This is a genomic window from Paenibacillus eucommiae (assembly GCF_017874215.1).
In the GTDB taxonomy this organism is placed as follows: Bacteria; Bacillota; Bacilli; order Paenibacillales; family NBRC-103111; genus Paenibacillus_AI; species Paenibacillus_AI eucommiae.
On the sequence record NZ_JAGGLB010000008.1, the window covers coordinates 241,600 to 259,527 of the forward strand.

The window sequence follows — 17,928 nt, forward strand, 5'->3', positions numbered from 1 at the left end:
GCCTATTCAACACTAACTATTTCTAGTTCTGGGTATACAACTCCTTTTTTTCTGCATAATTTGGAGCAGCCTGCACCATTTCCCTGTCCAGCCTATACAAAAAGCAACATACCACTGCTAGCGAGCCGCTTGATTATACGTTTGGACCCAAGTGCCGTCGGATTCATCCAAATATTCAACGATATTGCATGTTCCCATGTCCTTAATAATTCCTTTTGAGGTATAGTAGCCCAAATGCACCCTGTTTCTCTTCGAATCCGGCCCGAGCAAAAGAACGTGATCGGCGTCCATCCCATCGGCATTTCCTTCCTCAGGTCCGTAGCCTTCCAAATAGGCTCCTTCAATCTTGCTGCCGTATCCTTCAAATCGATAATAATAGGTAGCATTTCCGCTGCCCCTTGCCCGGGTTACCGCCTGCACAATATTATTCTCAAAAATGACGCCTGCTGTATGAGCCTGCTCCGAGCCAATGCCCAGCTCACATATTTGGATATCACAGTTTTGTACAACCGTGGCATGCGCCGCTGACATCGGCGACAAAGCCAGATCATCCAGCACAATCGCTTTTTTCGCACCCCATACTGTGCATCTCACCGCAGAATTCACTTCGCCTCCGGCATAGGCTGGCCCTCTTGATGCTGTTGAACCGAAGACGATCCCATAGCCCTGGATCATATCTGCAATTTCTCCTGGAGGCTTATGAAGGCTCCCCCGGGTATAATTGCCGACGTAGCATTCGCAGAGGGTGCTGCGTGTCACGTTGCGGAAGTCGAATCCGATTTGCTCATAGTTTCCGGGTGAGGCTGTCGGCGGATGGTTGAGTACGATGCCGATATGGGCGATATATACGTCCTGCAAATAAGCGTTCGGACCAGAAGGAAGAAAGTCTCTGTGAATGACAGATCCGCCTACTGGCTTTGCGGTTAGAACCGATGCGCTCTCCCCCTCCCCGATTAATTGAATGCCTGTTCGCAGCACAATTCCTTTGCCAGGTGAAGGATCTATTAAATAAATCCCTTTCGGAACAACTATCGTCCCACCACCATCCGCGGCCAGAATAGCCTGATTGAACGCTTCGGTATCATCGGTCTTCCCGTCTCCCACTGCTCCAAAATGCGTAACGTTTAATGCAAATACTCTTGATGCTATGGCTGAGCTTTCCATGCTTTCCATGCTTCCCCTCCTAAAAATAACGCTAAATTAACCTCGCATGAACGATAACCGCTGGCAGGTCCACAGGCAATGTAACCCCCTTTTTACCTAGCTTGAACGTTTTGATCGTAACTTGCCCTGCAGTTTGGTTATCCACAGCCGTGTGAGCCGCGTTTCCTGATCCGTCCAGTGAGTTGGAGACGGAGATAGAGTAATGGGCGGCTGGAAAAGCATGCGTCCATTCGATTTCATAATTACCTGTGCTGATCTTGGTAACTCCTGACACTCCGCTTGCTCCAAGAATAGTACCGGTGTGATCAAATTTCACCCATGCCTCTTGATGAACAATCTGATTAAACGACTTGATACAGGTACCTTCATCAGCGTCAATATATTGAATCAGGTTGGATGATCCCAGATCAGTAATGGCTCCGTTCGAAGAATAATAGCCCAAATCCACTTGATTTCTTGTGGAATAACTACCCAGGTACAGGGTATAATCATTGCCTTGAGATTCTATATACGCGCCTCTTATCGTATTGCCATAGCCTTCTATCCGATAACAATAAGTCGTGTTACTGCTGCCTCTTGCATTGACCAAATACTGAACCGTATTATTTTCGAACACCATACCTGCCGTGTAGCGCGATTCCGAGCCTATGCCCAACTCACAAAGCTGCACATCACAGGCTTGGACGACCGTCGCATGGGCTCCAGATAAGGGCGACAAAGTCAAATCATCCAGGACGATCGCTTTTTTGGCTCCCCATACCGTGCATCTCTCGGCTGTATTCACTTCACCGCCTGCATACCAGGAATATCCTGAGGCTACAGTACCGAAGACGATCCCGTACCCTTGAGCCATATCCACATAAGGATTATCTGCCTTGCCCAAAGTACCCCGGGTAAAGTTGCCAGCGTAGCATTCGTAGATCGTACTACGCGTAATATTGCGGAAATCGAAACCTATTTGTTCATAATTGGCCGACGAGGCAGTAGCAGGATGGTTAAGTACAACTGCGATATGTGCAATATAAACATCCTGCAAATAGGCATTCGTACCAAAGAGGTTAAAATCCCGCCGAATCACAGAACCCCCTGTCGGTTTAGCGGTCAATACGGTTGCATTGTCGCCTTCTCCAATCAGATTAATGCCCGATGTAAGCACAATACCCATTCCAGGGGACGGGTCTATCAAGTAGACACCTCTGGGTACAAAGACTACACCTCCACCTGAAGCTGCCGCTATAGCCAGATTAAATGCAGCTGTATCATCAGCAAGTCCATCACCTACAGCCCCGTAATCCTTTACATTAATAATGTCAAAAGTGCTGGCACTTGCCGTTTGGATCGGGAACGCACCTCCAGCAGCAAGGGCGATGCCGGCAGCCCCAAGTGAAGCCAGCAGCTTTCTCCTGCTTATTCCGGTCCGCCCGGCTCCATCACGCATTACTTCCGAATGTTTATCCATTTCGCATGTCTCCCATATTCATAGTGGTTGTTACATGAAGCTGAATCCTTCGGCGCTGGTCTTCTTTTAACCCTTGATCGATCCTGTTAATACACCTTTCACAAAATGCTTTTGTAAAAAAGGATATACACATAAGATTGGCACAGTCGTGATTATAATAGCAGCGGCCTTCAAGCTTTGCGGAGTCGGCCGGCCCGACATGCCGGGTGTAACCAATAATTTCAATTCATCAGGGCTTGCTGAGAGTACAATTTGACGCAGCATAACCTGCAGCGGCTGCAAGCGGGAATCGTTAATATAAATCGTTGCATCAAACCAGGCATTCCAGTGCCCGACCGCATAAAACAATCCGATCGTGGCCATTGTTGGCAAGCTTAGGGGCAAAACGATTTGCATCAAAATACGCAGCGGCGAAGCCCCATCGATCGTTGCTGATTCCAGCAGCACCTCGGGAATTTGCATAAAAAAATTGCGCATAATGATCAAATACCAGGCACTGATCAACCCAGGGATCACCATCACCCAAAAGGTATCAAGCAAATGCAGCCCCTTCATCAGCAAATATGTAGGTATCAGCCCCCCTTCAATAAGCATTGTAATAAACACCAGGGTAATTACGGCGTTACGCCCAGGCAGTTGGTTGCGAGACAAGCCGAATGCCATCATCGAGGTCATCAACAGATTCAGAAAAGTCCCCACTGTTGTCCTTAATATAGTCATTGCATAAGCTTGATAAATCGCTGAACCTTTACTTAATAAAGCCCCATAAGCAGAGAAGTTGAGCGCTTCAGGAATGAGAATAAAATTCCCCCTGCGAATCAATTCTGTCTCGCTGACCAGGGATGTTGAAAGAATAACGATAAAAGGCACTATAAAGGTTAAAGAAAGCAATGTTAAAAACGTATAATTTGAGGCAGCAAACACTTTGCTTGCCAGCGTTTCTCCGCCTGGTTTCATCTGTTACCACCTACCATATCCCCTGCTGTCCCAGCCTCTTAGCCAAATAATTAGCTCCCAGAAGCAGAATGAGTGCCAGCACTGATTTGAATAAACCTACTGCAGAAGCGAATGAATACTGAATATCCTCCAGCCCGCTCCTATACACATACGTGTCAATAATGTCCGATACTTCATAAACAGGCGGTGAGTACAGCAGGAATATTTGCTCGAAGCCCGCGTTTAACAGACCGCCTACAGCAAAGATAAACATAATTACAATAATGAACATCATGCCAGGCAGTGTGATGTGAATAAGTTGTTTAAAGCGGCCTGCCCCATCAACGGTCGCAGCCTCATACAATTGAGCGTCAATGCCTGTAATAGCAGCTAAATAAATGATCGTCCCCCAGCCGATTTCTTTCCAAATGCCAGAAACGACGAGAACAGAACGAAAATAATTTTTATCGCCCAGAAAATAAACCGGCTCAATTCCGAATTGCTGCAAAATGGCATTGATAAAGCCGCCATCCGTTGTCAGCAATGTAGTTAACAAGCCGGCAACGACAACCATCGAAATAAAATGTGGTAAATAGGAGATGGATTGGATCACTCTCACAAATTTAATGCTTTTGATTTCATTCATCAAAAGAGCAAGTATAATCGGAGCGGGAAATCCGAAAATCAGCCGGTAAAGACTGATGAGAACTGTATTTTTCATAATGTTCCAGAAATAATAGGAATTCGTAAAATTTCTGAAATGCTTAAGCCCAACCCATTCGCTTGTAAATATCCCCTGAAACCCGTCAAAAGGGGACACATCCTTAAAGGCAATGATAATACTGTAAAGCGGAATATAATGAAAAATAAGAAAAAATACAACACCAGGGAAAAGCAGGAAATAATACAGCCTGTATTTTCTCATCAAGCTTCGTTTGCGCTGCCCTTTCGTCAAGGGTTTGAATGCTGCTGCCTTTGTCATCACTGCCAAGCTACCACTCCTTACCACTCCTAAATGCGGATTCCGCCGCTTAAGGCATTTTGCCGTAACGGCGGTGCCAAATATGAGTCATATCCTCTTATTTCGCATTGTTGTACTGTTCCGTATAGACCTCAATCCACTTATCCAGTCCGGCCGCGTAAAGCTCTTCAATAAACTTGTCGTAATCAGACATAGGTCTTGCGCCCGTAATAAATTTAACGATTTCCTCATAGGTCATCCTTGTGATGTCAGCCTGATTCGGCAGACTGTCCGAAATCAGCTTATAATCGTAGAGGAAAGAACGATCAGCCGTGGTGCCCTTCTTAACCCTGCTTGTGTCTCCACTGTACGTACTGAGGTAATCGTACTCCGGCTTTTGCGCAGGATCGCTAAACGATGTCATTTTCATGTAGGCAACCGTTGAAGCGGTCAGAAACTCACCTGCATAATCCTGATTCAGCTGTTCCATCACATGATTTTCTTCATCCACATATTTCCAGTGACGATCCTTAATGCCATAAAACAATAAATTGTAATTTTCGATATCAGAATAAATCCAATTGATTAATTTGATCGCCGCTTCCGGATTTTTCGAATTTTTACTAATCAGCCATCCTAGAGTAGGTGTATCAGGCAAAGTCTGAATAAAGCCCTGTGGTCCTTTTAGATCAGCAGCAACCTCATACTTGGCTTCGGGAACAATTTGCTGCAGCTGATGCTCGCTATTCGTAATAAGGGAATAATGAATCAAGCTTGCCCCTACCCTGCCTTTTGTCACCAGCTCCCTGGCTCCTGCAGAACTGAGCGTATAGGTTTCCTTATAGATATATCCTTTCTTGTACCACTCGGACATTTTCTCAATAAATGCTCTATAACCGGGATGCAGTTCGGCAGGCTTGATCTTGCCGTCCGTGTCCAGCCAGTTGCCATAGCCAATATCCATAAACCCGCCTGCGAGGCCTAAGTTGAGCGCATCTACGGGAGCAATAAGCGGAATCGTCTGGCCATTTCCCATGGGATCCTTTTCCTTGAATGCCTGCAGTACATGCTCGAATTCTTCAATGGTTGTAGGCATACTCAGATTTAATTTTTTCAGCCAGTCCGTTCTCAGAAATACCGGCTTCAAAGCCAAGGAAGGAGCGCTCGGAATTCCCCAGACGTTCCCTTCCTTATCTGAGAACGCTTTCCATGAATCCGACCAGGCTTCCGGCCACAATTTAAGAATGTTAGCCCCGTGTTTATCGAGCAGCTTCTGAACCGGTTGGATCGCCTTATGATTGCGGTACATCACGACATCGCCCATAAAAATGTCAAGCGGCTCATTAGAAGCAAGCAGCAGGCTTAGCTTATCCCCTCCCCCTTTGGGTGGAATGATCGGAACGATCTCGAAGCCTGACTTTTTAATAATCTCCTGCCTGACCAGTTCCAGCTCCTCAGGCTTGGAGAAGGAGGAAGCCACCTCTAAATTTCCCGCATTGGCATAAATGTAAACCTTTTCAACTTTGCTCGGCTGAGTCGTTTCTACAGCATTTGTAGTGCTCTTTGCCGAGCATCCGATCCCAGCTATGACAAGCACAAGCATCATAACCATAGACATACTCGTTCTTGACCAAGTTCTCGACATCTCATGACCTCCTATAACGATATGTTTCCTGTAAGCCGGGCGCCCAACTCGATCATAAGTGAAGCCTCTTACTCATGAAAAGAGTAATCTTTTTACTATTGGCATTTATCAAAAAAACAGCAGGAATAAAGCTCTATAGGCAACTCACACTAGTCTTTAAGATCCTTAAGATCGTTATTTCCATACTTTCTGCGGTATTCACCTGGGGTCAAGCCTGTGTACGACCTGAACAACTTAGTAAAATAGTTAGCCTGGGTGTAACCAAGTCTTTCACCTATCTCTTTGATCTTCAAGCTGCTCTCTGTCAATAAATGTTTGCTTTTCTCTATACGGACACCTGTTAAATAATCCATTAAAGTTCCTCCTGTGCTTTCCTTGAAAACCCTGCTTAAATAAGAAGGATTCAAATTCAGCCGTTCAGCCGCTGTCGTTAATGTAACATCAGCTCCACAGCTCTCATCGATCATTCTCAAAACTTCCTCTACGTGGAGATTACTTTTTAATTGAAAAGTTTCATGAATATGCAAGGCTGTGCACTCGATTATCTCTCCGATAAATGCGGCCATTTCCTCGATATCTTTAAGCTGTAGTAAGACTGCGTATAAATTATTTTGTATCTTCATGGATTGATTCAGGTCAAGCTGAACATTATCAGCAATGTCCGTCAAATTGACGAGAAGCTGCATAAAGGCGCCTTGCACATGCCGGTATTGAATTCCTTCATCCTGCATGATGATCGCTTCGATCCATTGTTCCAAGCTCTGTTTGGCGCTTTCGACCTGACCATTTTTCACATACCCGTGTAAAATCATTTCTGCGCTCTTCGGATAGGCAAATACTTGCCTGCTCTCCAGCCTGACGTCCTCTATGTAAATAACTTCACCTGTTCCTGAAATATTGCGGCATAGAATGGCTTCCTTCGCTTCCTCATAAGCAACCTTCAAGTCCTTCCAGCCTGGGCAGGGCCGACCGATTCCGATCGTACAGTGAATATCGAACTCCACTTTGATCTCCTGCCGAATCTGTTCGGCAAATGAAAAAACTTCACCGGGATCATTCGGATCTCGATGAATCACGATAGCGATACACCCCTCAGCCAATTCAACTACGAAGCCGCTGCCGCAATCCTCTATCTGAGCCTCAAGAGTGTCCATTATTTTAATAGAAGTAATATTTTTACTCATAATATCTGCAGGTGTCGACTGATCGTCCTCTGTAAATAGCAGCAGCAGCGCTAAATGATCCTGTCTGCAAGCAATGCCCAAAAAAGCCATCCGTTCCTCTATGTAATCGTTGCTGTAAATAGGATTCATGATAAGAGATGCGAGGAATTTATCTTTGTATGCAGGTAAACTCTCCTTCAGTCTGTCACGCATACTTTTATTATCATCAATCGCTTGATCCCAGCTTGTTTGAATCCAATTGAGTTCATTAATCCGCTTATTATTTTGTTGGCTTATTTCAGCAGTCGTATCAAAGCTCTTGATATAGGTAATCAGCTTCCGAAGAGGCGTATAAATGGACCGGGACATGAAGATGCAAAGCAGGCCAGTCACAGTCAAGAGCAGCAAGGAAACTGCAGCAATAACGCTACGTAAATTAGCGATCCCTCTATATAAGTCGTTTAAATCCACGGCATTAACAAAAGTCCAGCCCAGCATAGAGGATGTTTTGTACGTGATCAGCAGATTTTTCCCCTTATTAATGATTTCTGCCGGTTGCAGGTTTGCTGTAAGCTGAGTTCGATCCTTCATATCCTGCAAAATGGCTTCATAGCTGCTTTCTACACCATCATGAAGCAGAATATGGCCACGATCCGATAAAACAAGAAAAGCGCGGGACATTTCACTTCTGGTTTCAGTAATCATTTTCTGGTTCATTTTCTCTACGTGAAGATTGACCACAATAAAATTGTTGGAGTTGGAGGTTTTATAGAGAACTGGCAGAACTTCATGCCACCTTCCATTTGGCTCCTTGATTTTTCGCAGGCTCATAAAGAAAGGATAGACATCTATATTTTCCGGTAAACGGTTCCATGCTTCTTCAAAGGTAAGAGACTCCGAAGATCCCGGATGCGCTCCGAAGGGTTCAAGTACAATGCCCTTTGTACGCTCAACGTAATAAACGGAGTCTATGAAATTGTTCGTGTATTGCAAATTTTCGAGATTCCATATAACCTTTTTCTTTAAATTTAAGTAACGTTCGAGAAATACCAATTCCTTGTCTGCAAAAGATCCTGGGTTATGCTCGTAATAATGCCCCCTGGGAAACATTTCGAAATCCTTAAGCGAGCTGTCCACCATAAATTGTTCTATACTTTTCTTGGTTTGCATCAGCAGCATTTCCATTGCATTTGCAGTCTGGTTCAAATAACTAGAGTTGGCTTTATCAAGTTCCGACTTCAGTGAAGTCTGGGTATTGTAGTAAAAAAACAAGCTGCTTAACAAAAGAGGTGTAAGAGATACAAGCAGCGTATACGCAATTAATCTCAACAGAAAAGCTCTTTTTTGGGCAGCACCCACCATTTTATCTAACAGCTTCAACACCCCCCGAACTATGTCCAGTATAGGGATCTGGTTAGAAATTAGCTATAATACATTTTTGTCATGCATAGTATTTTGATGACACTTGCTTCTATTCCAGGGCTATTTTATCACTCTTTTTCCTTTTTCTGATTTTGCTCCTGATTCTCTTTTTCTTCTTTCTTTTTGAGCACGGCAATCACGTTAATAATGGAACCGGGAACCGGTATACCTATTCTTCCCATGTTTTCGGTCACGGAAATAAGTTCATTCGCTATATAGAAGTAAATGGCGCCGAGCATGATAACTTCTGAATTCATAGCTACATCGAGCTTATGCGCAATTAAAATAACGAAGAGAATGAAAGCTTTTTTGGCTAGCCCACGAAAACCAATTGCCGAGCTAAGACCTTTCTTCTCTCTTAAACTCGCAAATATTCCGCTAGTATAATCACCCACAATTAACCACATCAGTGCCTCTAAAGAAGCCGACCAGCCTCCATACAAATTAGTCATAATAGTACCTAAGATTGCGATCGTTCCTGAAACTAAAGTGTGCTGAGATGTATAAATCCCCAAAGCTTCCACAACAAATTTTAGCATTGATTGCCTCAATTTAATCACCTTCCCTTTATATTATATTGCTAAGAGGTGCAGCTTGTTCCCCTATTTTTTTTAACAAAATCACTAGTATTGCTTTTGTGATTAGCCCAAGATTATCGTAAATCATACCAAAGAACAGAGCTTACGCCCTGTTCTTTTTATTTAATCTCCACTAAGTTACACATATATCAGTCAACTTTATTTAATATTTTTCATCATCCAATCTCGGACAGTATTACTTTTGATAGGGTGAACAAACATAAAATCATCTTTTTTTACTGCTTTCTTAACATCATTTTTGCTAAGCTCAGGCTTCCAACGATTATATTTTTTAAACAATATGGGATATTCTCGTATTTTAGCTCCACATTTTTTCGCTAATGTCGGAAATATCATCTCACCTAATGACTCTACCGGGCTTTCAGCTAATAATACCTCTAGTTTTTCTCCATCAATGATTTCCAAGATTTTTTGAATCATTTCATATCTATAGGTCTGATAGGGGTTCGATGTTTTATAAAAATGGTTTTGTTTAAAATATTTTTCCCATCGCTTCCAATCTTTAAACATCGTCTTCGTCCCAGGAGATCTAGGCCAATCTTTGCTAGGCTTGTACTTTCTCCAGTGCTGCCCAATAAAATCGTATCCCCTCATTACTTTATAGAGGTAATTCTTAAACCCTTTTTTTATAAACATGGTATCTGACTCCAAGTAGACCAGATAGTCATAATGAATATTCATTGACTTAAGCCATCTCGACACGTCATATAAGACTCTACCCGTTTTTCTGTATTGTAAGGGTCTGCTATAAGGACACAATTTTACTTCATTGTACTTTTCACAAACTTGTTTGCCAAATTCTTTATCTGTGCCTCCGTTATATAAAACAATCATGAAATCACTTCCTATAAAACGACGAATATTTTCTACTTGATTACATACAGCCTTCTCATTTTCATGGGCTACCAAGGAAAAGCAAATCATAAGACCTCACCTCTTAAATTAGTATTGGAGTGTCTCTTACGTCCATCAGCTCCGGGAGATTAACTCCGTTTTTCCGCGATTTCTTTAAACAGTGTTAATGCACGTGCCACTGCCTGATCCATATTGTAGTATTTATAATCCGCCAGCCTGCCAGCAAAAAGCACTTTATCCTTAATCTGTTCTGCTTCCTTTGCATATAGGTTGTAGAGCTGCCGGTTCTCTGCGCGTGGAACAGGGTAGTAGGGTTCGCTTTGCTGGTTATATTGTTGAGGGTAAACATAGGTAATAGTTGTCTTTGGGGAGATTTGACCAGTAAGATGCTTTGTTTCAAGAATGCGAGTAAATTCATACTCATTGGTGTAATTGATGGTTCCAGCCTCCTGGAAATATTCTTGATTTAAGGTATCAAAGTCAAAGCGAAGACTACGGTACGGAAGGGTTCCATGCTTGTAATCAAAGAAAGCATCGATAGGTCCGGTGTAGATCATCCGCTTAAACTTGATATCTCCGATAATCTCCTTATAGTCCGTGTTCAAGAGTACCCTAATATTCGGATGGTTTAGCATTCGACTAAAGAGAGTCGCATAACTATGCTTTGGAATACCTTGATAGGTGTCTTGGAAATAGCGGTTATCCCTGCTAATATACACCGGTACCCGTGCAGTGACTGACGGATCCAACTCTTCCGGGTTGAGCTCCCAGTGCTTAAGGGTATAGTGGTAAAATACTTTTTTATAAATATAGTCAGCCAAAAAGCTAAGGTCTCCGCTTGCGCTTTCCCTAAGCTTTAGAATGGGTACTTTCACTCCGTAACCATAATGTTGGATAAGCAATTCCTCAAGCTTTTCTGCATACTTTTTGGGAAAAAGAGCATATATACTGTTTAGATTAAATGGAACGGGGATTTTCTTACCATCCACTACGGCAAGCACATTATGAAAATAGTGTCTCCACTCTGTAAAGCGAGAAAGATAGTTCCACACCATAGATGAATTGGTATGAAACGTGTGCGATCCATATTTATGGATCAAGATGCCTTCCTCATTATAGCAATCGTAAGAGTTGCCTCCAATATGATCTCTGCGGTCTACCAATAATACTTTTTGGCCCAGTTGGGAAGCAATCCGCTCAGCCAAAGTAGCTCCGGTAAATCCAGCACCGACAATCAGCCAATCTACTTTCACGCAAGTCACCACCATTTCAAGAATTAGTTACAAAAGATAGTTTAGGATATTCAAATTAATATAAAAGGTGTGTGTATGAGTTGATATTGTTATAACAATAAAAGATTTGTAATTCTGGATGTAGAGTGTGATAGATTGGTTTACAAATCTACTACTTCAGAATTAGACAATACTAAACTATCTTTAATATGAACATTCCAATTTCATTTGAATACGATACTTATGATAGATTAAGTTTCAGAGAGGAAGGTAACAATGGGTGAAAAATATTTAAAACCAAGTGATCTGGTTACAATTGAGCAGTGGATTAAAAAAGTAGAGGAAATGCATCATAAGCTAAAGAAGTACAGTCGTAATCATGCCTTGCGGAAGTTAAAAATTTCTTATAAAGTAATTGGTACAGGAAGAAGTAGAATTGTTTTTGACCTAAAAACCGGCTATGTATTGAAAATTGCTTTTTCGAATAAAGGTATAAAAGATAATAAATCAGAAGCCATGTTATATGAATCCTCATTGCCCACCATCAAAAATCATCTTGCCAAAGTTGTAGACCATGGTCATGGATGGTGCATAATGGAGAAGATCATGGGGTCGTCTTCAGAAAATAAAAAAAATAAGGATCTAGTATATAAATTGCAAGATGAATTTGTAAGTGCAGGAATAACACCAAATGATTTAACTAACAGAAGAAATAATGAACCAAGATGGAAAAATTTCCGAATCGATAATAGAGATCGAATTGTTGTTATCGATTATGCAAACTTTATAAAAGCATCAACGGTACGAACTATTGGATAATGTTTTTCAGTTAATCATCAAAAATATCTCTCCTAGTGAGAAAAAGTATTTTATTTTATTTTCTGTTTCTGATATATTAGGTGTTACCTAATATATTAACGTGCTGCCTAATTCAGGAGAAAGCGGGTGATGTCATACTTGTATGGATGCTGCGCAAGGTAATGACTGACAAGGGCATATGGTCAGGTGCGCATTTAGCACGTTTGTTACAGGAAAAAAGCGGCTATCGATTATCTGCACCTTCCGTAAGCGCACTGCTCCTAGGCCAACCGAAACAAATGAAGGCTGAAACATTAGATGCTTTATGCACAGCACTGGATTGTACACCCAACGATTTATGGGTCCATACACCTAACAAGATAAAAGGCGCTTGAGAGATTCAAACCACAAAACTGGAGGCTGACGGCTTTGACTCAACAGAACATAGTTCCCTTTGGAGATCCCATTCTAAGGAAAATTTCCAAACCTGTAACTGAATTGAATCCTAGAATAATAAGCTTGCTTGATAAAATGGGAGAAATCCTGTATGCTACCGATGGCCGTGCCGGACTAGCGGCTCCGCAGGTAGGCATACTTAGAAGAGTAGTTGTGATGGATTGCGGGGATGGTTTGATCGAGCTTATCAATCCAGAAATTCTCGAAATGAGCGGTGAGCAGGTTGGCCAGGAAGCCTGCTTGTCTTTACCCCATTACACAGGGATTGTAAAGAGAGCCAATTATGTTCGTCTCCAAACGATGAACAGACTCGGGGAGACCGTTTATCTGGAAGCAGAGGGCTTCACTGCCCGCTGCATGCAGCATGAGATTGACCACTTGAACGGAGTGCTGTACATCGATCATATCCAAGATCATTCACTTTATCATGACCAGACTGGTGAGGCTGTCCCGCTCTCCGGCTTTGTCCGCTTATCCAATCAAAAATAAAGAAAAAACGCCGGTCTCCATTCAAGAGGAAGCCGGCGTTTTAAAACAGATTTATTCAGTTAGCCAAACCGTTTTTTGCTGGAATTCACTGCGCTTGCCCTGTCCTGCCGGAACTTCCGGATGGCCAACATAGATAAAGCCGGCCAGTTCTTCCTCACCTTGAAAACCGAAGGCTGCTTTCATCTTCGGATGATAAGTCGGATCTCCCGTTCGCCAAATCGCACCAAGACCTAATGCATGTGCTGTGAGCAGCATATTTTGAATAGCCGCATGCACCGCGGCAATTTCTTCGATCCAAGGCACCACTAAGCCTGGAGTATGGCACATTGCAACAGCAATAACGACTGGAGCACGCAAAGCTTTTAGCTCCTGTTTACTGTATAGAAGCTGCAGCTCCTCCTCGGACAGCTTATCATCAGCCTCTTCTGCGGCAATGTCTCCATAAGCCCGCCCAAGCACCTTTCTTCCTTCTCCTGTCATAACAATAAAGCGCCACGGCTCCGTATTCCGATGGTTTGGCGCCCAAACAGCCGCTTCCAGAAGCTCTTCGATCAGCTTGGGATCAACAGCATCCGGTTTAACTCTTCCTATACTCCGCCTGCTTAAAATAGCATCCTTGACATTCATGCTCTAATCGCTCCTTTTGTATTCCCTATGTTTACTGCACATTTCTTCATTTATGTTTTATGCCGCCTTGCCCCTTATAGCTTCATCCTTGGGCAGGAACACCGTCAGAATGCCGATCAAAGGCAAAAATGCGCACAGCTTCATAATAAAGGCTATGCTTGTTGCATCCGCAAGTAAACCAAGCAGTGCTGAACCAAGACCTCCAAGCCCAAAGGCCAAACCAAAAAATAATCCCGATACTAGCCCGATCTTACCTGGCATCAGCTCCTGCGCATAGACCACAATAATCGAAAAGGCCGATGATAACACAAATCCAGCGCAAATGCACAGTACACCCGACCAGAATAAGCTGGCATAAGGCAATAATATCGAGAACGGTGCTGTACCCATAATCGAAATCCAAATGATGTTACGCCTTCCAAAGCGGTCCGCAAGCGGCCCTCCCAAAAAAGTCCCGGCAGCAGACGCAGCTAAAAAAGCAAATAAAAAAAGCTGGGCATGCTGTACCGTAACTCCATAATCTCCGATCAAGTAAAAGGAATAGAAGCTTGTAATACTTGAAATATATACATTTTTAGAAAAGACGAGCATGATTAAAATCGCGATGGCAAACCCAATTTGCCGCTTTGTCAGACCGCCGCTGTGCTGAACCGCCTTCGATTTTGCTTTTTGCCGCGGCAGCAGATTCTGCTTGCTGTACCAGCCAGCCACATAGAATTGAATACATATCGCTGTTCCAGCTGCAAAAACAAACCAAATAACACCAAATTGGCCTAAGGGTACAAATATGATGGCCGTCATAATAGGTCCCAAAGCGCTCCCAAAATTGCCGCCAACCTGGAAGATGGATTGGGCAAGTCCTCTCCTGCCTCCCGCAGCTAAATAAGCTACCCTGGAGGATTCCGGATGGAATACCGCTGAGCCTATCCCTACACACATAACGGCAATAAGAATCCAGCCAAAATTTGGAGCGAATGCCAGTGCAATAATCCCGATTAAGGTAAAGCCTACCCCAAAGGGCAGAATGTAAGGCTTAGGACGAGCATCTGCATAAAGCCCAATCAGTGGTTGTAAAAATGATGCCGTAATATTCATCGCAAAAGCAATCAATCCAATCTGTGCAAAGCTCAGACTGAGCGAATCTTTAAGAATAGGAAAAAGAGCCGAAATCGTCGATTGCATTAAATCATTCAATAAATGAACAATGCTGATTGCAAATAAAATAGGATAGACCGTAGTCGCAGCTGCAGCCGTTGTCGTTTGTGCCTTGTTCATCAAGTTATTCCTCCCTTAATTGCTCATCAAGAGATTATATCATGGCTGTTGAACAAGTCAATAAAAGAATTGGAAAAAGCATGTGTACTGCTATCTAGCGCCATATTGGCGATGCTTGTAATTATGTACGATATTTCACAACTCGACATTCGAAATTATGTTCCAAATAAGTTAAAATGGAAACATCAGTACGTTTTTTTCGTCAGACCTAATCCATAGATAAAAATATCGAAAAGAGGCTGCCACATATGTTCCAGCATGTAGATCAACATTATGAAGAAACAGACTTCAGCCAGTCCGACCAAAGAGAAGGAGAATTGCGCAATTGCACCTTCACTAAATGCCGGTTTCGGGGTACCCACTTGGAAGAGGTGTTTACAACAGGCTGCAATTTCATAGCTTGTGACTTTACTGGAGCCATGTTTAATGCTTCTCTGCATAACGGTTCTGCTTTCACGAATTGCATCTTTCGGGGGGCCAACCTATTTGTCTCCAAGTTTGAGGAATGCAAGATGATCGGCTCCGACTTTTCTGAGTCTCAGATGGATGGAATCACAATCCGCGGCGGCGACTGGTCTTATGTAAATTTGCGGCACACGGATTTATCCAAGCAGGACCTGCGCGGCATTCGATTAACAGAAGCTGATATGTATAGCTGCAATCTCGAAAAGGCGGACCTCAGACATGCAGATTTAACAAGAGCGCAGCTCGGCAAAGTGAGGCTGCAAGGTGCAGATTTAAGAGGTGCTATACTTGATGGCATTGACTTCAAAGCATTGGACGTTAAGGGTGCGCGGATGGATATGATGCAAGCTGTTACTTTTTTGCGGTCTTATGGCGCCAAAATTGATTGAACCTATTTAGAAAATAGCCCTCAGCCCAATTTACCGGGATAAGTGCCCTTAAGTCTCCTTCGAGCATAGGCTACTGTATGCTTTTTAATTGAGAGGAGAATTTTCATGACGCAGGAAGATCCCAATTTAGTAAACGCTGCAGAAGCCTTCGATGCATTCGATGCATTCGATTTATCCCGCCCACCTTCATCTGCCCCATATCAAGCTCCACAGTCTGGCACTCATGACCATTATCAGCAAGGCCATCACCAGGGCCATCATGATGAGCATGGCGGATGGCAGCACCCAGGGCATCAGGGTCAGTGGCACCAAGGACACCAAGGGCAGGGACATCAAGGCCAGTGGCACCAAGGACACCATGGACAACAACATGTTTTTCACCAATATGGCTTTCATCCTATACATCATCCCTACTGGATTAACCCGTGGCATCATCCATATCACCCACATACCCTTTCCCACACCAGCCAGCAGCATCCTTGGAATTATCCCCATCAGCAGCAGCGTATCTCTGCTGTTCCTACCTTCTATTACGGACAACAAAGCTGAGCAGCTAATACAAACATCATAAACATCACAAAACCCCCTACACGGGGGTTTTGCATTTAAGTTCAAATCTTACACCACACTAGTCAAACGCTTGCACATGTCCCTTATTGCGATGAATAATTCTAACAATTTCTGGATAGTCCTGTTCTCTAACTTTGCCTGAAAGTACATAGCGCAGTTTATCGTAATCTATCGGCTCATTTTTGTCCAAATCGCCAACTACCGGTGTGGTACTCGCAGCAGTTCCAACTGCTCCTGCATCTGCACCCAAGGTCCCCATTCCTGTACCAGTAGCTATACCACTCCCTGATCCAGCAATTATCGGAACTACAAATCTTACTCCTTCAGGGCGGCCATCCCCGAGCTCACCTACCTCCAAAAGATCAATATTAAAAATCATTAGAGAAATCCTTGCGCTTTCAGCATCACTTTCTGTGCTAAAATAAGCTTGAATAGGCTTTGACATAAAATTCAGCTCCTTTATATTTATTGTTTATACTCATCCTTTTTTTGGGACTGAGAGTCCCTTATCTTTCTTTACCCATAAAAGCACTGCTTTACACATTTCCAGTCTTATTTTTTTCTAATGGAAAGGAACGTTCATGCCCACATTCGATCTTATATCTGATATTCATCTTGACTTTTGGATCACAACCGGTTGGCACATATTTAATAAGAAGCAGAGCCTCCAAGCATTCGCTGCAAGCTTATTGCCCGAACGCCCCTCAGCAGTTCTCATCATAGCGGGTGATCTGGGTCATAGAAACAAACAAAATTACAAACTGCTTAAGGAGCTCAAAAATTACTATTCTTATATTCTTTTGGTTGCTGGCAATCATGATTATTATATGGAGTCTTCATCTACTCGATATTCCTATGCATATGACTCGGTCAATAGATTTACTGAAATGAAAAAATATGCTCAAAGCTTGTCTAACGTTTATATGTTGGATGGAGATATTATTACTATTGATGGAATCAGCTACGGCGGATGCGGTATGTGGTACGATTTTCAGTACGGGATTCAAATCCTAAACTCTAATTATGCCAAAATCTACAAGCATTGGTTAGCTGTATCCAACGATGCTGTATGTACGCGCGGAATCACACGAGCAACCACAGATATGTTTTACGCCGAAAAGAGTAAGCTCTTACGTATTCTTCCCCACTCCGATGTGATTATTACACATTTTTCTCCGGATTGGAGTCATGCCCCTCTCAGCCGCAAGCTCGATCTGACAACAAGCTTTTATTATTTTGATGGAGCCCCTTATTTCCCTTTTATTAAAAACAAAATTTGGTGCTTCGGACATCTCCACAATCGAATGGACTACTCCCTTCATGGATGCCGGTTTTTCAACGCGGCTCTGGGCTACCCGCAAGAGAACAAGGGAATACCCAAAAAAGCCATACAAATATGTACATAAGCATTATTAAACAGCCG

The 17,928-nt window shown here is 43.1% G+C and carries 18 protein-coding genes; 6 read left to right on the forward strand and 12 right to left on the reverse strand.

The window, feature by feature from the left end:
• Nucleotides 1-117: 117 nt before the first annotated feature.
• The 9 genes from J2Z66_RS14505 to glf all read right to left on the reverse strand — a co-directional run bounded on the left by J2Z66_RS14505 (nucleotide 118) and on the right by glf (nucleotide 11,457).
• The gene (locus tag J2Z66_RS14505; protein ID WP_209972151.1) at nucleotides 118-1,173 is read right to left on the reverse strand and encodes a glycosyl hydrolase family 28-related protein; all 1,056 of its coding nucleotides are present in this window, start codon (nucleotides 1,171-1,173) and stop codon (nucleotides 118-120) included.
• Nucleotides 1,174-1,195: 22 nt separating this feature from the next.
• A complete protein-coding gene (locus J2Z66_RS14510) occupies nucleotides 1,196-2,623 on the reverse strand; it encodes a glycosyl hydrolase family 28-related protein (RefSeq protein ID WP_209972152.1) in 1,428 nt (475 codons plus the stop codon).
• A gap of 66 nt (nucleotides 2,624-2,689) precedes the next feature.
• Complete coding sequence (locus J2Z66_RS14515; protein ID WP_209972153.1) at nucleotides 2,690-3,580, reverse strand: carbohydrate ABC transporter permease; 891 nt, start codon at nucleotides 3,578-3,580, stop codon at nucleotides 2,690-2,692.
• A gap of 10 nt (nucleotides 3,581-3,590) precedes the next feature.
• Complete coding sequence (locus tag J2Z66_RS14520) at nucleotides 3,591-4,541, reverse strand: ABC transporter permease (protein WP_209972206.1); 951 nt, start codon at nucleotides 4,539-4,541, stop codon at nucleotides 3,591-3,593.
• A 97-nt stretch (nucleotides 4,542-4,638) separates the two neighbouring features.
• Entirely contained in the window at nucleotides 4,639-6,165 is a 1,527-nt protein-coding gene (locus tag J2Z66_RS14525; RefSeq protein ID WP_209972154.1) for an extracellular solute-binding protein, read from the reverse strand.
• 149 nt (nucleotides 6,166-6,314) lie between these two features.
• Entirely contained in the window at nucleotides 6,315-8,708 is a 2,394-nt protein-coding gene (locus J2Z66_RS14530; RefSeq protein WP_209972155.1) for a helix-turn-helix domain-containing protein, read from the reverse strand.
• Between the two features lie 110 nt (nucleotides 8,709-8,818).
• A complete protein-coding gene (locus J2Z66_RS14535; protein WP_209972156.1) occupies nucleotides 8,819-9,289 on the reverse strand; it encodes a phage holin family protein in 471 nt (156 codons plus the stop codon).
• 198 nt (nucleotides 9,290-9,487) lie between these two features.
• Complete coding sequence (locus J2Z66_RS14540; RefSeq protein ID WP_209972157.1) at nucleotides 9,488-10,273, reverse strand: hypothetical protein; 786 nt, start codon at nucleotides 10,271-10,273, stop codon at nucleotides 9,488-9,490.
• A 59-nt stretch (nucleotides 10,274-10,332) separates the two neighbouring features.
• Complete coding sequence (gene glf / locus J2Z66_RS14545) at nucleotides 10,333-11,457, reverse strand: UDP-galactopyranose mutase (RefSeq protein ID WP_312894558.1); 1,125 nt, start codon at nucleotides 11,455-11,457, stop codon at nucleotides 10,333-10,335.
• A gap of 255 nt (nucleotides 11,458-11,712) precedes the next feature.
• Here glf and J2Z66_RS14550 point away from each other — a divergent pair, with 255 nt between their 5' ends.
• The 3 genes from J2Z66_RS14550 to def all read left to right on the forward strand — a co-directional run bounded on the left by J2Z66_RS14550 (nucleotide 11,713) and on the right by def (nucleotide 13,179).
• Nucleotides 11,713-12,255 carry a hypothetical protein gene (locus J2Z66_RS14550; protein WP_209972159.1) on the forward strand — a complete coding sequence of 181 codons (543 nt, stop codon included), beginning with the start codon at nucleotides 11,713-11,715 and terminating at the stop codon, nucleotides 12,253-12,255.
• Between the two features lie 134 nt (nucleotides 12,256-12,389).
• Nucleotides 12,390-12,629 carry a helix-turn-helix domain-containing protein gene (locus J2Z66_RS14555; protein WP_209972207.1) on the forward strand — a complete coding sequence of 80 codons (240 nt, stop codon included), beginning with the start codon at nucleotides 12,390-12,392 and terminating at the stop codon, nucleotides 12,627-12,629.
• Between the two features lie 34 nt (nucleotides 12,630-12,663).
• Nucleotides 12,664-13,179 carry a peptide deformylase gene (gene def / locus J2Z66_RS14560; protein ID WP_209972160.1) on the forward strand — a complete coding sequence of 172 codons (516 nt, stop codon included), beginning with the start codon at nucleotides 12,664-12,666 and terminating at the stop codon, nucleotides 13,177-13,179.
• A 51-nt stretch (nucleotides 13,180-13,230) separates the two neighbouring features.
• Here the strand turns inward: def and J2Z66_RS14565 are convergent, their stop codons facing one another.
• The gene (locus tag J2Z66_RS14565) at nucleotides 13,231-13,806 is read right to left on the reverse strand and encodes a nitroreductase family protein (protein WP_209972161.1); all 576 of its coding nucleotides are present in this window, start codon (nucleotides 13,804-13,806) and stop codon (nucleotides 13,231-13,233) included.
• Between the two features lie 57 nt (nucleotides 13,807-13,863).
• Nucleotides 13,864-15,081, reverse strand: coding sequence for an MFS transporter (locus J2Z66_RS14570; RefSeq protein ID WP_209972162.1), 1,218 nt, complete (start codon nucleotides 15,079-15,081; stop codon nucleotides 13,864-13,866).
• A gap of 248 nt (nucleotides 15,082-15,329) precedes the next feature.
• Here J2Z66_RS14570 and J2Z66_RS14575 point away from each other — a divergent pair, with 248 nt between their 5' ends.
• The gene (locus J2Z66_RS14575; protein WP_209972163.1) at nucleotides 15,330-15,935 is read left to right on the forward strand and encodes a pentapeptide repeat-containing protein; all 606 of its coding nucleotides are present in this window, start codon (nucleotides 15,330-15,332) and stop codon (nucleotides 15,933-15,935) included.
• Between the two features lie 151 nt (nucleotides 15,936-16,086).
• Nucleotides 16,087-16,506, forward strand: coding sequence for a hypothetical protein (locus tag J2Z66_RS14580; RefSeq protein ID WP_209972164.1), 420 nt, complete (start codon nucleotides 16,087-16,089; stop codon nucleotides 16,504-16,506).
• A gap of 57 nt (nucleotides 16,507-16,563) precedes the next feature.
• Here the strand turns inward: J2Z66_RS14580 and J2Z66_RS14585 are convergent, their stop codons facing one another.
• Nucleotides 16,564-16,950 carry a hypothetical protein gene (locus J2Z66_RS14585; RefSeq protein ID WP_209972165.1) on the reverse strand — a complete coding sequence of 129 codons (387 nt, stop codon included), beginning with the start codon at nucleotides 16,948-16,950 and terminating at the stop codon, nucleotides 16,564-16,566.
• A 136-nt stretch (nucleotides 16,951-17,086) separates the two neighbouring features.
• Between J2Z66_RS14585 and J2Z66_RS14590 the strand changes: the two genes are divergently transcribed.
• Nucleotides 17,087-17,911 (forward strand): metallophosphoesterase, encoded by an 825-nt coding sequence (locus J2Z66_RS14590; protein WP_209972166.1) that lies wholly within the window; start codon nucleotides 17,087-17,089, stop codon nucleotides 17,909-17,911.
• The last annotated feature ends 17 nt before the right edge of the window (nucleotides 17,912-17,928 follow it).

Excerpts from the sequence above, each read along its gene's own strand:
- J2Z66_RS14520 (WP_209972206.1), bottom strand. The coding sequence starts at position 4,541 with ATGACAAAGGCAGCAGCATTCAAACCCTTGACGAAAGGGCAGCGCAAA.
- J2Z66_RS14565 (WP_209972161.1), bottom strand. The coding sequence starts at position 13,806 with ATGAATGTCAAGGATGCTATTTTAAGCAGGCGGAGTATAGGAAGAGTT.
- J2Z66_RS14505 (WP_209972151.1), bottom strand. The coding sequence starts at position 1,173 with ATGGAAAGCATGGAAAGCTCAGCCATAGCATCAAGAGTATTTGCATTA.
- J2Z66_RS14575 (WP_209972163.1), top strand. The coding sequence starts at position 15,330 with ATGTTCCAGCATGTAGATCAACATTATGAAGAAACAGACTTCAGCCAG.
- J2Z66_RS14585 (WP_209972165.1), bottom strand. The coding sequence starts at position 16,950 with ATGTCAAAGCCTATTCAAGCTTATTTTAGCACAGAAAGTGATGCTGAA.
- J2Z66_RS14525 (WP_209972154.1), bottom strand. The coding sequence starts at position 6,165 with ATGTCGAGAACTTGGTCAAGAACGAGTATGTCTATGGTTATGATGCTT.
- J2Z66_RS14510 (WP_209972152.1), bottom strand. The coding sequence starts at position 2,623 with ATGGATAAACATTCGGAAGTAATGCGTGATGGAGCCGGGCGGACCGGA.
- J2Z66_RS14570 (WP_209972162.1), bottom strand. The coding sequence starts at position 15,081 with ATGAACAAGGCACAAACGACAACGGCTGCAGCTGCGACTACGGTCTAT.
- J2Z66_RS14580 (WP_209972164.1), top strand. The coding sequence starts at position 16,087 with ATGCATTCGATGCATTCGATTTATCCCGCCCACCTTCATCTGCCCCAT.
- J2Z66_RS14540 (WP_209972157.1), bottom strand. The coding sequence starts at position 10,273 with ATGATTTGCTTTTCCTTGGTAGCCCATGAAAATGAGAAGGCTGTATGT.
- J2Z66_RS14515 (WP_209972153.1), bottom strand. The coding sequence starts at position 3,580 with ATGAAACCAGGCGGAGAAACGCTGGCAAGCAAAGTGTTTGCTGCCTCA.
- J2Z66_RS14590 (WP_209972166.1), top strand. The coding sequence starts at position 17,087 with ATGCCCACATTCGATCTTATATCTGATATTCATCTTGACTTTTGGATC.
- J2Z66_RS14535 (WP_209972156.1), bottom strand. The coding sequence starts at position 9,289 with ATGCTAAAATTTGTTGTGGAAGCTTTGGGGATTTATACATCTCAGCAC.
- J2Z66_RS14550 (WP_209972159.1), top strand. The coding sequence starts at position 11,713 with ATGGGTGAAAAATATTTAAAACCAAGTGATCTGGTTACAATTGAGCAG.